Annotated in this window: 17 protein-coding genes; 10 read left to right on the top strand and 7 right to left on the bottom strand. The window is 71.2% G+C overall.

From position 1 onward, the window contains the following. The first annotated feature begins 84 nt into the window (after positions 1-84). Entirely contained in the window at positions 85-2,601 is a 2,517-nt protein-coding gene (locus tag J8N05_RS40120) for an alpha-L-arabinofuranosidase C-terminal domain-containing protein (protein ID WP_210891975.1), read from the top strand. Positions 2,602-2,660: 59 nt separating this feature from the next. Here J8N05_RS40120 and J8N05_RS40115 read toward each other — a convergent pair whose 3' ends face one another. Beyond that, positions 2,661-4,307, bottom strand: a complete 1,647-nt coding sequence (locus tag J8N05_RS40115; protein ID WP_210891973.1) for a protein kinase domain-containing protein — start codon at positions 4,305-4,307, stop codon at positions 2,661-2,663. Positions 4,308-4,523: 216 nt separating this feature from the next. Here J8N05_RS40115 and argC point away from each other — a divergent pair, with 216 nt between their 5' ends. The 5 genes from argC (at position 4,524) to J8N05_RS40090 (ending at position 9,511) form a co-directional block, all read left to right on the top strand. Next, positions 4,524-5,552, top strand: coding sequence for an N-acetyl-gamma-glutamyl-phosphate reductase (argC, locus tag J8N05_RS40110; RefSeq protein ID WP_210891972.1), 1,029 nt, complete (start codon positions 4,524-4,526; stop codon positions 5,550-5,552). Between the two features lie 112 nt (positions 5,553-5,664). Continuing rightward, the gene (gene argJ, locus J8N05_RS40105; RefSeq protein WP_210891970.1) at positions 5,665-6,816 is read left to right on the top strand and encodes a bifunctional glutamate N-acetyltransferase/amino-acid acetyltransferase ArgJ; all 1,152 of its coding nucleotides are present in this window, start codon (positions 5,665-5,667) and stop codon (positions 6,814-6,816) included. Beyond that, positions 6,813-7,721 carry an acetylglutamate kinase gene (gene argB / locus J8N05_RS40100; protein ID WP_210891968.1) on the top strand — a complete coding sequence of 303 codons (909 nt, stop codon included), beginning with the start codon at positions 6,813-6,815 and terminating at the stop codon, positions 7,719-7,721. Before argJ ends, argB begins: the two co-directional genes overlap by 4 nt. After that, positions 7,718-8,956, top strand: coding sequence for an acetylornithine transaminase (locus J8N05_RS40095; protein ID WP_210891966.1), 1,239 nt, complete (start codon positions 7,718-7,720; stop codon positions 8,954-8,956). The genes argB and J8N05_RS40095 overlap by 4 nt, the downstream gene beginning before the upstream one ends. Before the next feature lie 18 nt (positions 8,957-8,974). Continuing rightward, positions 8,975-9,511, top strand: a complete 537-nt coding sequence (locus tag J8N05_RS40090) for an arginine repressor (RefSeq protein WP_210891964.1) — start codon at positions 8,975-8,977, stop codon at positions 9,509-9,511. 409 nt (positions 9,512-9,920) lie between these two features. Here J8N05_RS40090 and J8N05_RS40085 read toward each other — a convergent pair whose 3' ends face one another. The 6 genes from J8N05_RS40085 to J8N05_RS40060 all read right to left on the bottom strand — a co-directional run bounded on the left by J8N05_RS40085 (position 9,921) and on the right by J8N05_RS40060 (position 15,403). Beyond that, positions 9,921-10,658, bottom strand: coding sequence for an FAD:protein FMN transferase (locus tag J8N05_RS40085; protein WP_210894167.1), 738 nt, complete (start codon positions 10,656-10,658; stop codon positions 9,921-9,923). A gap of 40 nt (positions 10,659-10,698) precedes the next feature. After that, complete coding sequence (locus J8N05_RS40080; RefSeq protein WP_210891962.1) at positions 10,699-11,547, bottom strand: FMN-binding protein; 849 nt, start codon at positions 11,545-11,547, stop codon at positions 10,699-10,701. A 37-nt stretch (positions 11,548-11,584) separates the two neighbouring features. Further along, a complete protein-coding gene (locus J8N05_RS40075) occupies positions 11,585-12,913 on the bottom strand; it encodes a ferredoxin reductase family protein (RefSeq protein WP_210894164.1) in 1,329 nt (442 codons plus the stop codon). A gap of 180 nt (positions 12,914-13,093) precedes the next feature. Further along, positions 13,094-13,810: a L,D-transpeptidase family protein gene (locus tag J8N05_RS40070; RefSeq protein ID WP_210891960.1), complete on the bottom strand. Its 717-nt coding sequence runs from the start codon at positions 13,808-13,810 to the stop codon at positions 13,094-13,096. 2 nt (positions 13,811-13,812) lie between these two features. Further along, on the bottom strand, positions 13,813-14,400 hold the full coding sequence (locus J8N05_RS40065; protein WP_210891958.1) for a pyridoxamine 5'-phosphate oxidase family protein: 588 nt from the start codon (positions 14,398-14,400) through the stop codon (positions 13,813-13,815). Positions 14,401-14,536: 136 nt separating this feature from the next. Then, positions 14,537-15,403: a hypothetical protein gene (locus J8N05_RS40060; protein ID WP_210891955.1), complete on the bottom strand. Its 867-nt coding sequence runs from the start codon at positions 15,401-15,403 to the stop codon at positions 14,537-14,539. Positions 15,404-15,721: 318 nt separating this feature from the next. Here J8N05_RS40060 and argH point away from each other — a divergent pair, with 318 nt between their 5' ends. The 4 genes from argH (at position 15,722) to J8N05_RS40040 (ending at position 20,863) form a co-directional block, all read left to right on the top strand. Further along, positions 15,722-17,155, top strand: coding sequence for an argininosuccinate lyase (gene argH / locus J8N05_RS40055; protein WP_210891953.1), 1,434 nt, complete (start codon positions 15,722-15,724; stop codon positions 17,153-17,155). Positions 17,156-17,721: 566 nt separating this feature from the next. Then, positions 17,722-18,693 (top strand): aldo/keto reductase, encoded by a 972-nt coding sequence (locus J8N05_RS40050; RefSeq protein ID WP_210891951.1) that lies wholly within the window; start codon positions 17,722-17,724, stop codon positions 18,691-18,693. Between the two features lie 104 nt (positions 18,694-18,797). Then, positions 18,798-19,349: a TetR/AcrR family transcriptional regulator gene (locus J8N05_RS40045; RefSeq protein ID WP_210891949.1), complete on the top strand. Its 552-nt coding sequence runs from the start codon at positions 18,798-18,800 to the stop codon at positions 19,347-19,349. Then, a complete protein-coding gene (locus J8N05_RS40040) occupies positions 19,346-20,863 on the top strand; it encodes an MFS transporter (protein WP_210891947.1) in 1,518 nt (505 codons plus the stop codon). Before J8N05_RS40045 ends, J8N05_RS40040 begins: the two co-directional genes overlap by 4 nt. Positions 20,864-20,880 lie beyond the last annotated feature (17 nt).

The raw sequence follows: 20,880 nt of genomic DNA, 5'->3' as shown, positions 1-20,880 counted from the left end.
GTCCGATATCTCGAACACACTCTCTCTTGGACGCACCTCGTAGACGCACCTCGCACACACACCTCTCAGAGCCGCGGAGGATCCATGTCACATGCCCGCACCCGCACTCGCTGGAGACTCGCCCTCACGGCCACCACCCTGCTGGCCGCTTCCTTCCTCGTCCCGCCCCCGGTGAGCGCCACACCCGTGAGCTCCACACCCGTGAGCGCCGCCGCCCAGGACGCCGCCGACTACGCGATCACCGTCGACCCGAAGGCCGCGGGCGCGCAGATCGACGACACCATGTACGGCGTCTTCTTCGAGGACATCAACCGGGCCGCGGACGGCGGCCTGTACGCGGAGCTGGTGCAGAACCGGTCGTTCGAGTACTCGACCGCCGACAACCGCTCGTACACCCCGCTCACCTCCTGGGCCACCACCGGTACCGCGGCGACCGCGGACGACGAAGGCCGCCTGAACGCCCGCAACCGCACCTACCTCGCCCTGGGCGCCGGCTCGTCCGTCACCAACTCCGGCTACAACACCGGCCTTTCGGTGCAGGCGGGCAAGGCCTACGACTTCTCCGTATGGGCCCGCGCCGACGGCTCCTCCGCCCTCACGGTGACCCTCCAGGACGCCGACGGCGAGCTGGCCCAGGCCCGCCGCGTCACCGCGCGCGGCGGCTGGGCCAAGTACACGGCACGCCTCACCGCGACCCGCACCAGCACCACCGGCCGCCTCACGGTCGCGGCGGGCGGCCCGGCCGCGCTCGACATGATCTCGCTCGTCCCGCGCGACACGTACAAGGGCCACGGCCTGCGTGCGGACCTCGCGGGGAGGATCGCCGCCCTGGACCCCGGCTTCGTCCGCTTCCCGGGCGGCTGCCTCGTCAACACCGGCAGCATGAAGGGGTACGACGAGGAGTCCGGCTGGGAGCGCAAGCGCGCCTACCAGTGGAAGGACACGATCGGCCCGGTCGAGCAGCGCGCGACGAACGCCAACTTCTGGGGCTACAACCAGAGTTACGGGCTCGGCTACTACGAGTACTTCCAGTTCTCCGAGGACATCGGAGCCATGCCGCTGCCCGTGGTGCCCGCCCTCGTCACCGGCTGCGGCCAGAACCAGGCCGTCGACGACGACGCGCTCCTCAAGCGGCACATCCAGGACACCCTGGACCTCATCGAGTTCGCCAACGGGCCGGTGACCGGTGAATGGGGCGGGAAGCGGGCCGCGATGGGCCACCCGAAGCCCTTCCGCCTCACCCACCTCGCGGTCGGCAATGAGGAGAACCTGCCGAACGAATACTTCGAGCGCTTCAAGCAGTTCCGCGCGGCCATCGAGGCGAAATACCCGGACGTCACGGTCGTCTCCAACTCCGGCCCCGACGACAGCGGTTCGACCTTCGACACGGCCTGGAAGCTCAACCGGGAGGCGAACGTCGACCTGGTCGACGAGCACTACTACAACAGCCCGCAGTGGTTCCTGCAGAACAACGACCGCTACGACTCGTACGACAGGAACGGCCCCAAGGTCTTCCTCGGCGAGTACGCCTCCCAGGGCAACACCTTCAAGAACGCCCTCTCCGAAGCGGCGTTCATGACCGGCCTGGAGCGCAACGCGGACGTCGTGAAGCTCGCCTCGTACGCCCCGCTGCTCGCCAACGAGGACTACGTGCAGTGGCGCCCGGACCTGATCTGGTTCAACAACCACGCCTCCTGGAACTCCGCCAACTACGAGGTGCAGAAGCTCTTCATGCGCAACACCGGCGACCGGGTCGTACCGTCGAGCGCGACCGGCACACCGTCCCTGAACGGACCGATCACGGGCGCGGTCGGCCTGTCGACGTGGGCGACGAGCGCCGCCTACGACGACGTGCGGGTGACCGGCGCGGACGGCACGCAGCTGCTCGCCGACGACTTCTCCGGTGACGCCTCGCAGTGGACCCACACGGGCGGCGGCAGCTGGAGCGTCCAGGACGGGCAGTACGTGCAGAGCGACGAGGCCGCCGAGAACACCATGGTCTCCGCGGGCGACCCCGCCTGGCACGACTACGACGTGCACGTGAAGGCCACCAAGAAGGCGGGCAAGGAGGGCTTCCTCGTCGCGTTCGGCGTCAAGGACACCGGCAACTACTACTGGTGGAACCTGGGCGGCTGGAACAACACCCAGTCCGCCGTCGAACAGGCCGTGGACGGCGGCAAGTCGACGCTGATCTCCAAGGCCGGGGCGGTCGAGACGGGCCGCGCCTACGACATCGACATCGAGGTGCGCGGCCGGCAGGTGACCCTCTACCTCGACGGCCAGGAGTGGGGGAGCTTCACCGACGACAAGCCCGCCGAGCCGTTCCGGCAGGTCGTCACCAAGGACGAGAAGACCGGCGACCTGATCGTCAAGGTGGTCAACGCCCAGGCGGTGGACGCCCGTACGGCCGTCGACCTCGGGAGCGCGAAGGTCCGCCCGAGGGCCGAGGTGACGACCCTCGCCGCCGCGCCCGACGCCGTGAACACCGAGACGGAGACGGCCGTCGCACCGGTCACGTCCACCTTCTCGGGAGTCGCGAGGAAGTTCACGTACACCTTCCCGGCGAACTCCGTGACGTTCCTGCGCATCGGGAAGGGGTGACCGGCCGGGCGGTCCGTGCGCGGCGGCAGCCGCCCGGGCCGCCCCGGCGCGAAGGCGGGTCAGCCCTTCTCGGTGGTGTCCTCGGTGCTCAGGAACAGGTCCTGGCCGTTCTTCGTGACGGCGAAGCTGCCGTCGGCGCGGAGTTCGAGGACGGCTCCTCCGTCGGGGTATCCCGTGTTGGTGGCCCACACCGGCTTGTCGTCGGCGGTGTAGACGACCAGGTTGCCGTCCTCCTGGAACACGGCCTTGTAGTTCTCGCCGGAGGTGAGGGACGCCCAGGTGGCCTTGTCGTCCGCGTCGTAGGCGACGAGGTTGCCGTCCGGCTGCATGATCAGCTTCATGTGCGCCGTCTGCAGGAACTCGCCCGTCTGCAGGGTGCGCCGGGGCTGGACCGTCAGCGTCTCCGGCAGGGGCGCGGGGCTCTCGGGCTCCTCGCTCGCCTCCGGCTCCTTGCTCGCCTCCGGATCGCCGGCGTCGGCCGTGTCCCGGTGGGATGCGCCACGGCTCGTGGACCCCTTCGGGTCCTTGGCGTCGGCGTCCGCGCCGGAGTCCTGCAGGGCGAAGACGGCGGCCACCACGACGGCGACCGTGACCACGGCGCCGGCGGCGATGAGCGGGGTGCGGCGGTACCAGGGGGGCCGGCTGCCCGGCGGGGGAGTGCCGGCCGGTCCGGTCGGCGGCGCGGACGCCAGGAACCGGGTCTGGGCGACGGTCGGCGGTGCCGGGGCGACCGCCGGGGCGGCACCGGCCGGGGTGGCCGAGTTGATCTCCGTGGGTGCGTACGGCGACGCGGGCGGCGCGGGCGAGGCGGGAGCGGAGGCCACAGCGGTGGCCGCCGTCGAGGTCGGGTCCGAGGCGGGCGCCATGGCGATGATCCGCTGGTAGGCGGGGTGCCGCACGATGTCGGTCTCGCTGGCGCACAGTTCCACGATCCGCTGCGGCTCGGGGCGCATCGCCGGGTCCTTGTGCGCGCACAGCGCGAGCAGCTCGGCCATCTCCGGGGGAACCCCGGCGAGGTCCATCTCCTCGTGGACGGTGCGGTACGAGACGGTCGCCAGCGAGCCCTGCCCGTACGGCGCACGGCCGGTGAGGCAGTAGGCCAGCGTGACGGCGAGCGCGAACACGTCGGACGGCGGACCCGCCTCGCTGCGGGTCAGGCTCTCCGGGGCTATGAACCCCGGGGTCCCTATCGCGGTGCCGACCTGCGTGATGTTGGCCATGTCCTCGCTGCGGGCGATCCCGAAGTCGATGAGCTGGGGGCCCGTGGCCGAGAGGATGACGTTCTGCGGCTTGATGTCCCGGTGCAGCACACCGTGCACGTGGACGTCGGCGAGTCCCTCGGCGAGCGCGGCCAGCACGGCGCGACCGAGGTCGACCGGGAAGGGCCCCGCCGCCGCGACCGCGTCGGCCAGCGTCGGTCCGGGCACGTACTCGGTCGCCATCCAGAACGGCGGGCTGTCCACCTCGGCGTCGATGAGCGCCGCGGTGAAGGCGTTGCGGATGGTCCCCAGCGTCTCCACCTCACGGCGGAAGCGCTGCAACGCCGCCGGGTCGTACTGGAGATGGGCGTTGATGACCTTGACCGCGGCGGGCCGTCCCCCGGGCGTGCGGCCGAGGTAGACGCTTCCCATGCCGCCGGAACCGAGCCGTCCCAGTAAACGGTAGCGGCCCATGTTCGTCGGGTCGGAATCTTGCAGCGGGTACACCTGACACGCCCTCCAGGCAGTCGAGACACGCGCGTCCGTAGGGACGGGGCTGGTGTCCAAGACTCTCTGCGGCGGGATGTCGGTTCCGGTGCCACCGTTACTTCGCTCCGCCCTGAGGACGAAGAATATAACTCCTGTGACGGGGGTACTCACTCAGGCAAGATTGCATAAACGTGCAGCGAAACGTATAGTCATGCCATCCAAGAGGAGGGTTCCATGGCGGTACGTGCGGCAGTGGCCGGAGCGAGTGGGTACGCGGGCGGGGAACTGCTGCGTCTGCTCCTGGTGCACCCCGAGATCGAGATCGGCGCCCTGACCGGCAACTCCAACGCGGGACAGCGACTCGGCGCCCTGCAGCCGCATCTGCTGCCGCTGGCCGACCGCGTACTCCAGGAGACCACGGCCGAGGTCCTCGCGGGGCACGAAGTCGTCTTTCTGGCGCTGCCCCACGGACAGTCCGCCGCCGTGGCCGAGCAGCTCGGCCCGGAGGTCCTCGTCGTCGACATGGGCGCCGACTTCCGGCTGAAGGACGCGGCCGACTGGGAGCGGTTCTACGGCTCACCGCACGCCGGGACCTGGCCCTACGGCCTCCCCGAGCTGCCGGGTGCCCGCGCGGCGCTGGAGGGGTCCAGGCGCATCGCGGTACCCGGTTGTTATCCGACGGCCGTCACCCTGGCGCTCGTCCCCGCGTACACGGCGGGCCTCGCCGAGAACGAGGCCGTCGTCGTCGCCGCGTCCGGCACGTCCGGCGCAGGCAAGTCCCCCAAGACGCATCTGCTCGGCAGCGAGGTCATGGGGTCCATGTCCCCGTACGGCGTCGGCGGCGGCCACCGGCACACCCCCGAGATGATCCAGAACCTCGGCGCGGTCGCGGACGGGCCCGTCACCGTCTCCTTCACCCCGACGCTCGCCCCGATGTCCCGGGGCATCCTCGCGACGTGCAGCGCCAGGGCGAAGCCCGGCGTCACCGCGGAGTCCGTACGGGCCGCCTACGAGAAGGCGTACGCGGACGAGCCGTTCGTGCACCTGCTGCCCGAGGGGCAGTGGCCGGCCACCGCGTCCGTCCACGGTTCCAACGCCGTTCAGGTGCAGGTCGCGTACGACGCCGCCGCGGGACGCATCATCGCGATCAGCGCCATCGACAACCTCACCAAGGGCACCGCGGGCGGTGCCCTCCAGAGCATGAACATCGCCCTCGGACTCGACGAGGCCACCGGGCTTTCCACGATCGGAGTCGCTCCGTGAGAGACGCACGTGCAGCCGCCGGGCCGCAGGAAACGACGAAAGCCGCACCTCTGCGCTGCACGGGCGGCAGCGACATCAGCCGCTACCGCGGCGGGGCGAACAGGGAGTCACAGTGAGTGTCACGGCAGCCAAGGGGTTCACGGCGGCCGGCATCGCCGCCGGGATCAAGGAGAACGGCAACCCCGATCTGGCCCTCGTGGTCAACGACGGGCCCCGCCTCGCCGCCGCGGGCGTCTTCACCTCCAACCGCGTCAAGGCCGCGCCGGTGCTGTGGTCCGAGCAGGTCCTCAAGGGCGGCCGGCTGACCGCCGTCGTCCTCAACTCCGGCGGCGCCAACGCCTGTACGGGACCCAAGGGCTTCCAGGACACGCACGCCACCGCCGAGAAGGTGGCCGGGGTGCTCGGCCAGAACGCCGCCGAAGTGGCCGTGGCCTCCACCGGGCTCATCGGCATCCTGCTCCCCATGGACAAGCTCCTGCCGGGCATCGAGCAGGCCGCCGCGGCCCTGTCGGAACACGGCGGCGAGAAGGCCGCCATCGCCATCAAGACCACCGACACCGTCCACAAGACCTCGGTCGTGCAGGGCGACGGCTGGACCGTCGGCGGCATGGCCAAGGGCGCGGGCATGCTCGCCCCCGGCCTCGCCACGATGCTCGTCGTCCTCACCACGGACGCCGACGTCGACAGCGACAGTCTCGACAAGGCGCTGCGGGCGGCCACCAAGGTCACCTTCGACCGCGTCGACTCCGACGGCTGCATGTCCACGAACGACACCGTGCTGCTGCTCGCGTCCGGCGCCTCCGAGGTCACCCCCGAGTACGCGGAGTTCGCCGAAGCGGTACGGGCCGTCTGCGACGACCTCGGCCAGCAGCTGATCCGGGACGCCGAGGGCGCGGGCAAGGACATCAGGATCGAGGTCGTGAACGCGGCCAGCGAGGACGACGCCGTCGAGGTGGGCCGCTCCATCGCCCGCAACAACCTCCTCAAGTGCGCCATCCACGGCGAGGACCCCAACTGGGGCCGCGTGCTCTCCGCCATCGGCACGACCTCCGCCGCCTTCGAGCCCGACCTGCTGAACGTCGCCATCAACGGCGTCTGGGTCTGCAAGAACGGTTCTGTGGGCGAGGACCGCGACCAGGTCGACATGCGCTACCGGGAGGTCCACATCGTCGCCGACCTCGCCGCGGGCACCGAGACCGCAACGATCTGGACCAACGACCTCACCGCGGAGTACGTCCACGAGAACAGCGCGTACTCGTCATGAGCGCCACCCGTAAACACACCGCGCTGCCCAAGGCGCAGATCCTCATCGAGGCGCTGCCCTGGCTGACCCGGCACAACGGCAAGACCGTCGTCATCAAGTTCGGCGGCAACGCCATGATCGACGAGGACCTGAAGGCCGCGTTCGCCCAGGACGTCGTGTTCCTGCGCCACGCCGGGCTCAAGCCCGTGGTCGTGCACGGCGGCGGCCCGCAGATCAGCGCGGCCCTGGACCGGCACGGCATCGTCAGCGAGTTCAAGGCGGGCCTCAGGGTCACCACCGAGGACGCCATGGACGTCGTACGCATGGTGCTCGCCGGACAGGTCCAGCGCGAACTCGTCGGACTGCTCAACCAGCACGGTCCGCTCGCCGTGGGACTCACCGGCGAGGACGCGCACACCATCACCGCCATCAAGCACCAGCCCGAGATCGACGGGGAGTTGGTCGACATCGGGCGGGTGGGCGAGATCACCGCGATCGACACGGGCGCGATCGAGGCACTGCTCGCCGACGGCCGGATCCCGGTCGTCTCCTCGATCGCCCGTAGCCAGGACGACGGACATGTCTACAACGTCAATGCTGATACGGCGGCTGCGGCACTCGCTGCGGCGCTGGGCGCCGAGACACTGATGGTCCTCACCGACGTCGAGGGCCTCTACGAGGACTGGCCGAACTCCGACGAGGTCATCAGCCGGCTCACCGCCAAGGAGCTGGAGAAGCTGCTGCCCGAGCTGGCCAGCGGCATGGTGCCGAAGATGGAGGGCTGCCTGCACGCCGTGCGCAACGGCGTGACCACCGCCCGCGTGATCGACGGGCGGGTCCAGCACTCGATCCTGCTGGAGATCTTCACGGACGAAGGCATCGGCACGATGGTCGTGCCCGATGCGGAGGGGGAAGCCGACGCATGACCGCCAACACCGCCAACACTGCCAACGAGGAGCTCACCCAGCGCTGGCAGGGCGCGCTCATGGACAACTACGGCACCCCCCGGCTGCCGCTCGTCCGCGGCGCCGGCACCAGGCTGTGGGACGCCGACGGTACGGAGTACCTGGACTTCGTCGGCGGCATCGCGGTCAACGCGCTCGGTCACGCCCACCCGGCGGTCGTCGAGGCCGTGAGCCGGCAGATCGCGTCCCTCGGCCATGTCTCCAACCTCTTCGTCGCCGAGCCGCCCGTCGCGCTCGCCGAACGGCTCCTCCAGCTCTTCGGGCGGGAGGGCCGCGTGTACTTCTGCAACTCGGGGGCCGAGGCCGTCGAGGGCGCCTTCAAGATCGGCCGGCTGACCGGCCGCCCGCACATGGTCGCGACCGACGGCGGCTTCCACGGCCGCACCATGGGCGCGCTCTCGCTCACCGGCCAGCCGGGCAAGCGGGATCCGTTCCTCCCGCTGCCCGGCGACGTCACCCATGTCCCGTACGGGGACCCGCAGGCGCTGGCCGCCGCCGTCACCGAGGACACCGCGCTCGTCGTCATCGAGCCGATCCAGGGCGAGAACGGCGTCGTCGTGCCGCCCCCCGGCTATCTGAAGGCGGCCCGTGCCATCACCGCCGCCACCGGCAGCCTCCTCGTCCTGGACGAGGTGCAGACCGGGGTCGGCCGGACCGGGCACTGGTTCGAGTACCAGGCCCACGAGGGCGTCCTGCCGGACATCGTCACCCTCGCCAAGGGCCTCGGCGGCGGCCTGCCGCTCGGCGCGACCGTCGCCTTCGGGCGCGCCGCCCAGTTCCTGAAGCCCGGTCACCACGGCACGACGTTCGGCGGCAACCCGGTCGCCTGCGCCGCGGGGCTCGCCGTCCTCGACACGATCGAGTCCGAGGGCCTGCTGGAGAACGTGAAGCGGTCCGGCGAGAAGTTGCGCGAGGGAATCGAGTCCCTCGGACACCCGCTCGTCGACCATGTCCGGGGCTCGGGGCTCCTCCTGGGTATCGTGCTCACCGAGCCGCTCGCACCCCGAGTGCAACAGGCGGCTCAGGACGCCGGCCTCCTGGTGAACGCGCCCGCCCCCGATGTCGTACGGCTGATGCCGCCCCTGAACATCACCGAGGACGAGGTGGACACGTTCCTCGGGGCCCTTCCCGGTGTTCTCGACACGGTGACCGACGGGACCAACGGGTCCAACGGGGACGGACGAACCGGAGAATGACCGGAGAATGAGACGACGATGACTCAGGCGCAGGATCACGACAGCGCGGGACCCGCGGTTCCGCAGACCCGCACCGCACGCCACCGCCGGATCGTGGACATCCTCAACCGGCAGCCCGTGCGCTCGCAGAGCCAGTTGGCGAAGCTGCTCTCCGACGACGGGCTGCACGTCACGCAGGCGACGCTGTCCCGGGACCTCGACGAGCTGAACGCGGTGAAGATCCGCAACAACGACGGCGACCTGATCTACGCGGTGCCGAGCGAGGGGGGTTTCCGGACGCCGCGTGCTCCGCTGGGGGAGTCGGCGAAGGAGGAGCGGATGCGGCGGCTCTCCGCGGAGCTGCTGATCTCCGCGGAGGCGTCGGCGAACCTGGTGGTTCTGCGTACTCCTCCGGGGGCCGCGCAGTTCCTCGCCTCGGCCATCGACCAGGCGGAGTTGCAGGACATCCTGGGGACGATCGCGGGGGACGACACGCTGCTGCTGATCAGCCGCGACCCGACGGGCGGGCAGGCCTTGGCGGACCACTTGCTGCGCTTGGCCCAGAACCACCACTGAGATCCCGCCCCCGCGCCCCTGAAAAGCGGGGCTGCGCCCCGGCTTCCCGATTCTCGGCTGCGGGTCCGTCGTGGCCGGCCGCGCAGTTCCCCGCGCCCCTAAGGGACGGGGCTGCGCCCCGGTCCCTCGGTTTTCGGGTGCGGGTGCGCTGTGGCTGGTCGCGCAGTTCCCCGCGCCCCTGAAAGACGGGGCTGCGCCCCTGTCTTTCGTCCCCGCGGACTCGGCACGCTTTTAGGGGCGCGGGGAACGGCGCGAGCAACCACGACGTACCGGCACCCGACGAGATGCCGGGGCGCCCCTTCAGGGGCGCGGGGAACTGCGCGGCCAGCCACGACGGACCCGCACCCGACCACGCGCCGATGCGCCCCGCAGGGGCCCGCAGGGGCCCCGCGCCGGGCAGCAGGTCCGTTCAGCCCAGCCGGTCGGCCAGACCCCCCGTACAGCGGACCTCATCCCCCGCAGTGATCAGCAGCGCCTCGACATCCGGCAAGGACTCCAGCCACGCCAGCCCCTCCCGCGACCCCATCGCGAACGCCGCCGTCGCCCACGCGTCCGCCCACGTGATCCGCGGCCCGACCACGGTCACCGCCACCAGATCGGTCACCGCGGAGCGCCCCGTGCGCGGATCCACGATGTGCGTACCCCGCTCCGCGGAGCCGGACGTCGCCACGGCCAGCCGGTCCACCCCCGCCGCGGACACCACCGCGGCCAGCCCGCCCGGCCGCAACGGGTCGGCCACCCCCACCCGCCAGGGCCGGTGCGGCCCCGGCACGCCGTACATCTGCACGTCACCCCCGCCGTTGACGCTCACCCCGCTCGCCCCGGCCTCCACCAGCCGCAGAGCCGCCCGTTCGACGGACCAGCCCTTCACGATGCCGGTCGGGTCGACGGACCCCGCGTACGTCGGACTGAACCAGCCGTCGCTCAACCGCTCGGCCTCCGCGCACAGTTCGAGGACCTCGGCGACCTCCGGATCGCACTCGTCCACGGTCAGCAGCCCCTGCGCCAGCCGGGAGATCTGGCTGTCCTGCCGGTAGGTGCTGAACACCTCGTCCACCACGTGGAGTTCGGCGACCGCCGCAGCCAAAGCGGCCTGTACGGCCTCGGGTTCGCCCCCTCGGATGTCGAAGGAGAAGACCGTCCCCATCACCTCCTCCGTGTGACGCACCCCGGCGGACTGGGCGGGTTCAGCCACCGGCCTGGTCCAGCGCCGACTGCAGGGACTCCTTGTAGCCGCCGCTGGTGTAGGTGGCCCCGGACACCGCGTCGATGTCGGCGTTGCCCGCGGCGACCGCCGCCGCGTTCAGCTTCGGCACCGCGTCCCCGCTGATCTGGTCGCTGCGGCCGCCCTTGGGCTGCTGCACCGCCTCGGCCTTGGTGATCTTCCCGCCGGTCACGGTGATCCGTACCTGCACGGGCCCGTAGTCGGTCGTGACCGCCTTGCCGGTGACGGTCTTCGCCTGCGCGGCACCGGACCCGGACCCGCTCGCGTCGCCCGAACCACTGCCGCCACCCGTGGCGCTCCCCGTGCCGCCGGTCCCGCCACCCGTACCGCTCGCCTCGGCCGAACCGCCGCCCGGCGCCCCCGCCTTGTCCAGCGCCGACTGGAGCGACTTCTTGTAGCCGCCGCTGGTGTAGGTCGCCCCGGACACGGCGTCGATGTCGGCGCTGCCGGCCGTCACCGCCGCCTTGTTCAGCTTGGGCACCGCGTCGGTGCTGACCGTTGTACTGCGCCCGCCGGTCGGCGACTGCAGGGCGGCGGCCGAGGTGATCTTCCCGCCCGCCACGGTGATCCGTACCTGCACGTTGCCGTAGTCGGTTTTGACGACGTCACCGGTGAGGGTCTGGGCCTGAGTGCCCCCGGCCGCCTGTACTCCTCCAGAACCTTGCGGGGAGGCCGACTGCTGCTGTGACGCGCCGTCGGCGGACGCCGCCGCCGGGTCCGACGCCGGCTTCAGCGCCAGCAGCAGGACGATGCCGGACACCGTGGCGGCACCGGCCAGCACGACGCGGCGCAGGGGATGGCTCTTCTTCATGGGTCCGGACTCCCGTTCCTCAGGATTCTCAGAGTTCTCAGAGTTCGAAGGACTCGTGGTGGATGCGGCGGGCGGGCACGCCGGCGCCGCGCAGTGCGGTGTACGCGCCCTCGGCGAAGCCGGGCGGCCCGCACAGGAACACGTCGTGGTCGTCGATGTCGGGCAGCTTCTGGCGCAGCGTCTCCGGGTTGATGTCGGGGCGCTCCCCGTCGGGGCTGTTCACCGCGTACATCAGCCGGGCGCCGCGCTCGTCGGCGATGGCCGACAACTCGTCCCACAGCGCCAGGTCCTGGGTGCTGTTGGCCCGGTACAGCAGGGTGAGGTCGCCCCGCGCCGCGGGCAGCGTCTCGAACAGCGCCCGCATCGGGGTGATGCCCACGCCGCCGGCCATCAGCAGCACCTTGCCCTGGCTGCGCCGGGACGCGGTCAGCGCGCCGTAGGGGCCCTCGGCCCACACCCGCGTGCCCCGCTTGAGCCCCTTCAGCGCGGTGCTGTGGTCGCCCAGCGCCTTGACGGTGATCCGCAGCAGCCCGGGGCGGGGCGCGGCCGACAGCGAGTACGGGTGCGAGCTGAGCCGCATGCCCGGCGCCATGAACCGCCAGCGGAAGAACTGCCCCGGCTCGGCACCGATCCGGTGCAGCCGCTTCCCGCTGATCAGCACGGAGACGATGCCGGGCGCCTCCTCGACGACCTCCTCGACCTGCATCCGGTGACGCAGGTTCAGCCGGACCGGCGTGATGACCCGGTACCAGATCACCAGCGCGGTGACGGCTCCGTACAGCACGTACCAGGTGGTGGTCGCGGCCGGCTCGACGGCGAAGTCGTTGCCGGTGGACAGCTGGTGCCAGAACGACAGGTACACGGACACGTACGTGAGCAGGTGGATGTGGTACCAGGTGTCGTACGGGATCCTCTTGCGCAGTCCGCCCACCGAGATCAGGCCGATGAACAGCAGCAGACCCGTGCCGATCGCCGCCTTGCCCATGTCGGGCAGGGTCTTGACCGAGTCGATGGTCTGCTCGACGACCCCGGTGTTCGCCTGGAGGGCGTAGCCGTACATCGTCAGGCCGATGTGGGCGAGGACGAGGCAGAGCATGTAACGGCCGCTCATGGCGTGCCAGCGGGCGACCCGGTCCGAGCCGACGCGGCGTTCCAGGGCGGGCACCCGGGCCATCTGCAGGACGACGAGGGCCATCAGATACCCGGCGAGCAGACCGGTGATCCGGCCCGCGTTCAGGATCCGGCCCTTGTCGTCGGCGATGGCCGGCGTATTGCTCCACCAGAGCCAGACGACTCCCGCCGCGCCCGCCCATACGGCGATCAGCAACGGGATGGCGGGGGAGCGGCGAGGGCGGATACGGCGCATCGTCTGGCGCCGCGCGGCGCGACCGCCGGCGATCGTGCTCACGGTTCCTCCGTGGGGGACGCTGGGAAGGGGGAGTGCCCCCTAGGCCCACTGGTACGTCCCTGGACGGCCGTGTGTTCAACGGGCCACAGGGCAAGCCGTGAACTGCTGAGACTCGCGGTAACGGCCGGGTGCCGGCTGTCAGTGTGCCGGCTGTGAGCGGCCGGTGAGGGCGGTCGGCCCGGCGTCGGTCCCGATGGCGATGTGCGGACTGCGGCCGGGTTCGGCCCAGTTCAGGATGTGCCGCATGGCGTCCCTGGGCACGGACACACAACCGGCGGTCGCCCCACGCCCGTTGACGTGCAGAAAGATCCCCGCACCGCGCCCGCGCACGGGCTGCCGGTAGTTGAAACCGATGACGAGGGCGTACGCGTACTGCGTCCCGTACGAGATCAGGTGCTCGGACTCGGCGGCGCGGCAGTCGGCCGGGCGGGGGTCGGTCCACCGGTTGTAGGAGCGCGAGTCGTTGTCCTGGCACCACCAGGAGGTCTGCCGCACCGGCCGGTACGGCGTGCGCGTCCCCTCGGGCGCCGGTTCGATCCCGAAGGCGTACGGGAGGTCGTACAGGCCGGTCGGGGTGGTGTTCGTGCCCTGCTCGCGGGAGCCGCCCTCGACGAGCCCGTTGGCTCCGAAGCGCGCGGGCGCCGAACCGGCCTTCACCCAGCGCCCGTCACGACGGTCCCACCAGGTGACCGTGCCGGTCGTCGAGGAGGTCCGGGCGGCCTGCGCGGTGATGAGCTGGCTGCCGCCGCCCGTGTCCGCCATCCGCTCCGGCAGCGGGGGCGGGTCGCCGGGGGCCGGTCCCGCGGCGAGCACGAGGAGGGACACGGACGCGAGGACGGCGGCTCCGGGGCGCATGCTCAGACGGTACGGGCCGGCAGGGGCAGCGGCAGCCCGGGCAGGCCGTCCATGCTGGTCCCGATGTGCTCCTTCTTCTCGAAGTACGCGTTCAGTGAGACGTCGTCCTCGCGCGCGAAGCGCCTGGCGTGCAGGTCACGGTCCTCGTCGTACGACATGTAGGGCACGGCGTAACCGCAGCTGTCCCGGATGATCTCGGCCGTCACCACGATGATCGCCCGTAGGCCGTGCGGGTCGGGGACGATGTCCGGGAAGTGTGCGAGGAGGTCCTCGAAGCGGGGGTCGTCACGGAAGACCGGTTCGCCCCGGCCGTGCACCCGGACGATGTTCGGCGGGCCCTGGAAGGCGCACCACATCAGGGTGATCCGGCCGTTCTCCCGCAGATGCGCGATGGTCTCGGCGTGGCTGCCGGCGAAGTCCAGATAGGCGACGGTGAGCTCGTCGAGGACCGCGAACGAACCGGTCAGTCCTTTGGGGGAGAGGTTGACCGTGCCGTCGCCGGACAGGGGCGCGGTGGCGGTGAAGAAGAGGGGCTGCGCCTCGATGAACGTACGCAGGCGGCCGTCGATGCGTTCGTAGGTCTTTCCCATGGTTGCTGATTATCGGCGAAAGTCTTTCGCCTGTCTAACTATTTGCGCGGGCTCCGGGACCCGCGGGCCGTGTGGCCCCGGGTCCCGGGCTCGCCCCGGCCGGCGCGCGGGGCGCCCGTGGGGGTGGGGGCCGGTTCTACTGGTTCAGCTCGCAGGGGGCGAGAGCTTCGAGACCCTCGGGCTTGGCGGCGGTGCGGCCGATGGCGGTTTCGATGCGGTTGAGGGTGGCGATGCGCTTGTCCTCCAGGGGGCCGAGGATGGCGTTCTGGACGAAGTTGGCGCCGCCCTGGCCGACGGTGTCGATGAGCCGTTGGTTGGCTTCGGCGATCTGGGTGTCGAGGAGGGCGAGGTTCCTGGTGACCTCGTCCTGTGCGGAGGCGGGGATCGCGGGGAGGCTGCCCTCGACGGCGGGGCAGCTGATCGTGCCGACGGCCCCCGCGTCGCCCGTGTCACCCGCGTCCTCTCCGCCCGCGTTCCCGCCGGCCTCTTCCGTGGCCGCCTCCGTCGGCTCGGCACCGGCCTCCTCGCCCGCCCCGTCGCCCGCTTCGGCCGCGCCGTCGGCGTTCAGTTGGCAGGGGGCGAGTGCTTCGAGGCCTTCGGGCTTGGCGGCGGTGCGGCCGATGGCGGTTTCGATGCGGTTGAGGGTGGCGATGCGCTTGTCCTCCAGGGGGCCGAGGATGGCGTTCTGGACGAAGTTGGCGCCGCCCTGGCCGACGGTGTCGATGAGCCGTTGGTTGGCTTCGGCGATCTGGGTGTCGAGGAGGGCGAGGTTCCTGGTGACCTCGTCCTGTGCGGAGGCGGGGATCGCGGGCAGGCTGCCGTCCACGGCGGGGCAACTGATCGTGCCGGGGGACGCGAGGGTCGAGGCCTGGCCGTCGTTGCTCTTGGACGTCTCCCCGGCGAGGGCGGAACCTGCGATCACCGCTCCGGACAACGCCACCGCGGCAGCGCCGCCGATGATCGCCACGCGGCGCTTGTTGTACTTCGGAAGAGCCCTGGACATGGGGATGCCTCACTTGGGTCAGGGGAGGGGTGCGGTGACTTCGAAGTGGGGTTCGAAGCTGCTTCACGGACGCGGCGCCGGCGTTCGGGGTGAAGTACGGGTAAGCGGTTTCTCGCGTTCAACGTGGGGCGGGATTTCGTTGCCGGGATCCGCTGAATTGACGAGTCATGCAGGAGTCTGCATAATCATGCATAGCGGTGAGTGTGCTGCGATGCGGCCCGGCGGGCGACCGGGTGCGGGTGCGTCGTGGCCGATCGCGCAGTTCCCCGCGCCCCCTCGGGGGCGCCCTCTTCCCAACAGTCCTGAGGAGTGCAGCCAGTGAGCAGCAACAGTGGTGACGTACGGCTCTGGGGCGGACGGTTCGCCGACGGTCCCGCCGAGGCACTGGCCAAGCTGTCCGCGTCCGTCCACTTCGACTGGCGGCTGGCGCCCTACGACATCGCCGGTTCGCGTGCCCACGCGCGCGTGCTGCACAAGGCGCACCTCCTCGACGACGACGAACTGACCCGGATGCTCGCCGGCCTCGACCGGCTGGAGGCCGCCGTCGCGGACGGCTCCTTCGTCGGCACCGTCGCCGACGAGGACGTCCACACCGCCCTGGAACGCGGACTCCTGGAGCAGCTCGGCCCCGACCTCGGCGGCAAGCTGCGCGCCGGCCGCTCGCGCAACGACCAGGTGGCCACGCTCTTCCGGATGTACCTGCGCGACCACGCCCGGATCATCGGCGGTCTGATCGCCGAACTCCAGGACGCGCTCGTCGGTCTCGCGGAGGCGCACCCGGACGTCGCGATGCCCGGCCGTACGCATCTGCAGCACGCCCAGCCCGTGCTGTTCGCCCACCACGTACTGGCCCACGCACAGGCCCTCTCCCGGGACGCCGAGCGGCTGCGGCAGTGGGACGACCGGACCGCGGTGTCGCCGTACGGCTCCGGCGCGCTCGCCGGCAGCAGCCTCGGCCTCGACCCGGAGGCGGTCGCCGAGGACCTCGGCTTCGAGAACGGCAGCGTCGGCAACTCCATCGACGGCACGGCCTCGCGGGACTTCGCGGCCGAGTTCGCCTTCATCACGGCGATGATCGGCGTCAACCTCTCGCGGATCGCGGAGGAGGTCATCATCTGGAACACGAAGGAGTTCTCCTTCGTCACCCTGCACGACGCGTTCTCCACCGGCTCGTCGATCATGCCGCAGAAGAAGAACCCCGACATCGCGGAGCTGGCGCGGGGCAAGAGCGGCCGCCTGATCGGCAACCTCACCGGTCTGATGGCGACCCTCAAGGCGCTTCCGCTCGCCTACAACCGTGACCTCCAGGAGGACAAGGAGCCGGTCTTCGACTCCTGCGACCAGCTGGAGGTCCTGCTGCCGGCCTTCACCGGGATGATGGCCACGCTGACGGTCCACCGCGAGCGGATGGAGGAGCTGGCCCCGGCCGGGTTCTCGCTCGCCACCGACATCGCGGAATGGCTCGTGAAGCAGGGGGTGCCGTTCCGGGTCGCGCACGAGGTCGCCGGCGAGTGTGTGAAGGCCGCCGAGGCGGACGGTGTCGAGCTGGACGGGCTCACCGACGAGCAGTTCGCGAAGATCTCCGCGCATCTGACGCCGGAGGTGCGGTCGGTCCTGAACGTCCCGGGCGCGCTGGCGTCCCGCTCCGCGCGCGGCGGCACGGCCCCGAGCGCGGTCGCCGTCCAACTCACCGAGGTGAAGTCGGACGTGGCGTCGCAGAGGGCTTGGGCGACGGCGAAGTCGAAGGGGTGACGCTGGGCCGCTTCGGGGTTCCGGGCTACGGGACCCTGACGGCGGGCTGACGACTGCGCAGTTCCCCGCGCCCCTGGGGGGTGTGACGGCCGACCGTATGCTGCGGGTGCGTCGTGGCTGGCCGCGCAGTTCCCCGCGCCCCTCGGGGGCGTGACGGCCGGTGGGACGCTGCGGGCACGTCGTGGTTGCCCGCGCAGTTCCCCGCGCCCCTGAAAAACGGGGCTGCGCCCCGGTCTTTCGCCCTGAAGGGGCGCGAGGAACGGCGCGAGCAACCACGCACAACCCGCACCAGACGACGGCCCCTTTAGGGGCGCGGGGAACTGCGCGAGCAACCACGACGCACCCGCAGTGGGCAACCGGCCGTCACGCCCCCAAGGGGCGCGGGGAACGGCGCGGGTAACCACATACGGCCCGCAGCGGCAGGCGGCCGGCTTCCAACGGCGCGGGTAACTGCGCGACAAGCCACGACGTACCCGCACCCGGCGGAGCCACCCCCCACCCGCCCCCCTGATCGTCGGGATACGTTGGTCGGACAGCCGAACCGCAGTCGACCAACGGAGTTCGCGATGCCCTTCGCCCGACTGGCAACAGCAACCACCCCCACCTGCCACATCGGCCTCGGCCTCGCCGCAATCGGTCGCCCCGGCTACATCACCCTCGGCCGCGACGAGGACCTGGGAGCGGACCGCAGTGTCGAAGCACTGCGCACCCGCACCCACGAACTCCTCGACGCCGCCTACGCCCAAGGCGTCCGCTACTTCGACGCCGCCCGCTCGTACGGCCGCTCGGAAGAGTTCCTGGCGAGCTGGCTCGCCGCACACCCCGCCATCGACGACATCGTCGTCGGCAGCAAATGGGGCTACACCTACACCGCCGACTGGCGCACCGACGCCGAGGCCCACGAGGTCAAGGACCACAGCCTCACCACGTACGAGCGGCAGCGCGCCGAGAGCGCCGAACTGCTCGGCGACCGTCTCGACCTCTACCAGATCCACTCCGTGACGCCCGAGAGCCCGGCCCTCACCGACAAGGAACTGCACGCCGAACTGGCCGAGGCCGCCGCGCGGGGCCTGACCGTCGGCTTCTCCACCAGCGGCCCCGCCCAGGCCGACGCGATCCGCGCCGCCCTCGCCGTGACGGTCGGCTCGACCCCTCTCTTCCGGACCGTCCAGGCCACGTACAACGTCCTGGACACCTCCGCGGGACCCGCGCTCGCCGAGGCGCACGAGGCCGGACTCACCGTGATCGTCAAGGAGGGCATGGCCAACGGCCGCCTCGCCGACCCGCACGCGCCGGCCGCCGTGCGCGCGATCGCCCAGGAGGCCGGCGTCGGCTCCGACGCGGTCGCCCTCGCCTTCGTGCTGCGCAGGCCCTGGGCGGGCGTCGTCCTCTCCGGCGCGGCCACCACCACCCAGCTCGCGTCCAACCTGCACGCGGCGGTGGCCGATCTCGACGACGGCCAGGTGGCCCGTCTCGACACCCTGGCCGAGGAGCCGGGCGCGTACTGGGAGCACCGCGCAGGCCTGCCCTGGCACTGACCTCTCCGGCTCCACGACCCCTTCTGACGTTCCCCGGCCCCTCCCGGTGAGCGTCACATGCCCCGCATGAGACATCTCTGTCTCATCTGGGCTATGGTTGTCTTATGGCTGTCGATCGTGAACACGTGCTGCGCAGCGCAGCCGCCCTGCTGACCCGCAGAGCCACCGCCACCATGGACGAGGTCGCCAAGGCGGCCGGGATCAGCCGGGCGACCCTGCACCGCCAGTTCGCGGGCCGCGACGCCCTCGTACGGGCGCTCGAAGAGCTGGGCATCCAGGAGTGCGAGGCCGCGCTGGACGCGGCCCGGCTCGACGACGGAACCGCCCGCGAGGCCGTACGCCGTCTGGTGGGGGAGTTCGAGAGCGCCGCGGGGCTGCTCGGCTTCCTCTACACCGAGAACCAGCTGTTCGAGGGCGAGGAGCAGAACGCGGGCTGGTCCCGCATCGACGCCCGGATCGCCGCGCTGTTCCGGCGGGGCCAGGAGAGCGGCGAGTTCCGTATCGACCTGACCCCGGCCTGGCTCACCGAAGCCCTCTACGGGCTCTTCGCCTCCGGGGCGTGGGCCGTGAGCGAGGGCCGGGTGGCGGCCAAGGACTTCCAGTACATGATCGTCGAGCTGTTGCTCGGCGGCGCACTACGGAGAGAGGAATCATGACCAGCACGACGCGGCCGGCGTTCGCGGCGGAGGCGGAGAAGCGACCGGGCCGTTGGCTCGCGCTCTCCGTTCTCGTCCTCGCCGTGCTGCTGGTGGCCGTCGACGCGACCGTCCTCGGTCTCGCGACCCCCTACATCAGCGAGGACCTGAAGCCCTCCGGCAACCAGCTCCTGTGGATCGGTGACGTCTACTCGTTCGTCATCGCCGGTCTGCTCGTCTCCATGGGCAGTCTCGGCGACCGTGTCGGCCGCAAGAAGCTGCTGCTCGCCGGTTCGGTGGCGTTCGGCCTGGTCTCGGTGCTCAACGCTTATGCGAGCACACCCGAACTGCTGATCGTGGCGCGGGCGTTGCTCGGTGTCGCGGGTGCCACGCTGATGCCCGCCACGCTCGCCCTCATCCGCAACCTCTTCCACGACCCGCGTGAACGCAGCCTCGCCATCGGTATCTGGGGCGCCACCGCCTCGGCCGGTACGGCGGTCGGCCCCGTCCTCGGCGGCTTCCTGCTCGAACACTTCTGGTGGGGCTCGGTCTTCCTGATCAACCTGCCCGTGATGGCGGTCCTCGTCCTGGTCGGCGTGAAGCTCCTGCCGGAGTCCCGCAACCCCGAGCCCGGCCCCTGGGACCTCGTCAGCGTCGCACTGTCCCTCGTCGGCATGGTGGGCATCGTGTACGGCATCAAGGAGGCCGCCTCGCACGGCCCGAACGCGACGGCCGGCGCGGCGGCCCTGCTCGGAGCGGCGGCGCTGTACGGCTTCGTACGCCGCCAACTGACGCTCCCCGTCCCGCTCCTGAACATGCGGCTGTTCCGCAACCGCGGCTTCTCCGGAGCGGTGCTGGCCGACCTGCTGACGATCCTCGGCCTGTCCGGAGTGGTCTTCTTCCTCTCGCAGTACCTGCAACTCGTGCAGGGGCGCGGGCCGCTGGAGGCCGGCCTCGCCGAACTGCCCGCCGCGGTGGGGGCGGTGGCGGCGGGCCTGGTCGCAGGAACGTTCGCTCGCCGGTACTCGGTACGGGCCGTCGTGGCGGGCGGCCTCGCCGCGATCGGCCTTGCCCTGGCCGCGCTGACCGTGCTGGACCAGTCCACCGGTTATCCGCTCCTCGGCACGGCCCTGCTGGTCGTCGGCGTCGGCGCGGGCTTCTCCTTCACCGTGACCGCCGACGTGATCCTCTCCAGCGTGCCCAAGGAGCAGGCGGGCGCCGCGTCCGCGGTCTCCGAGACGGCGTACGAGCTGGGGGCGGCCCTCGGTATCGCGCTGCTGGGCTCGATCGTCACGGGCGTCTACGCGGGCTTCACGGCCCCGGCGGGCACACCGCGGGAAGTGGCCGACGCGGCCCACGAGTCCCTCGGCGGAGCGGTGGAGGCCTCCTCGGCCCTGCCGACCCCCGAGCCCCTGCTGGACGCGGCCCGCACGGCCTTCGTCGACGGCGTAGCCCTGGCAGCGGGCCTGGGCGCAGCAGTCCTGCTCGCCGCGTCGGCGGCAGCATGGCACCTACTGAAAAACGAGAAGCTGTAGCCCAAAGGAGGGGGGCT

It is taken from the genome of Streptomyces liliiviolaceus, assembly GCF_018070025.1.
Lineage (GTDB): Bacteria > Actinomycetota > Actinomycetes > Streptomycetales > Streptomycetaceae > Streptomyces > Streptomyces liliiviolaceus.
Note: the sequence above shows the minus strand (reverse complement) of the source record. Positions and strands in the feature narration are given on the sequence as shown.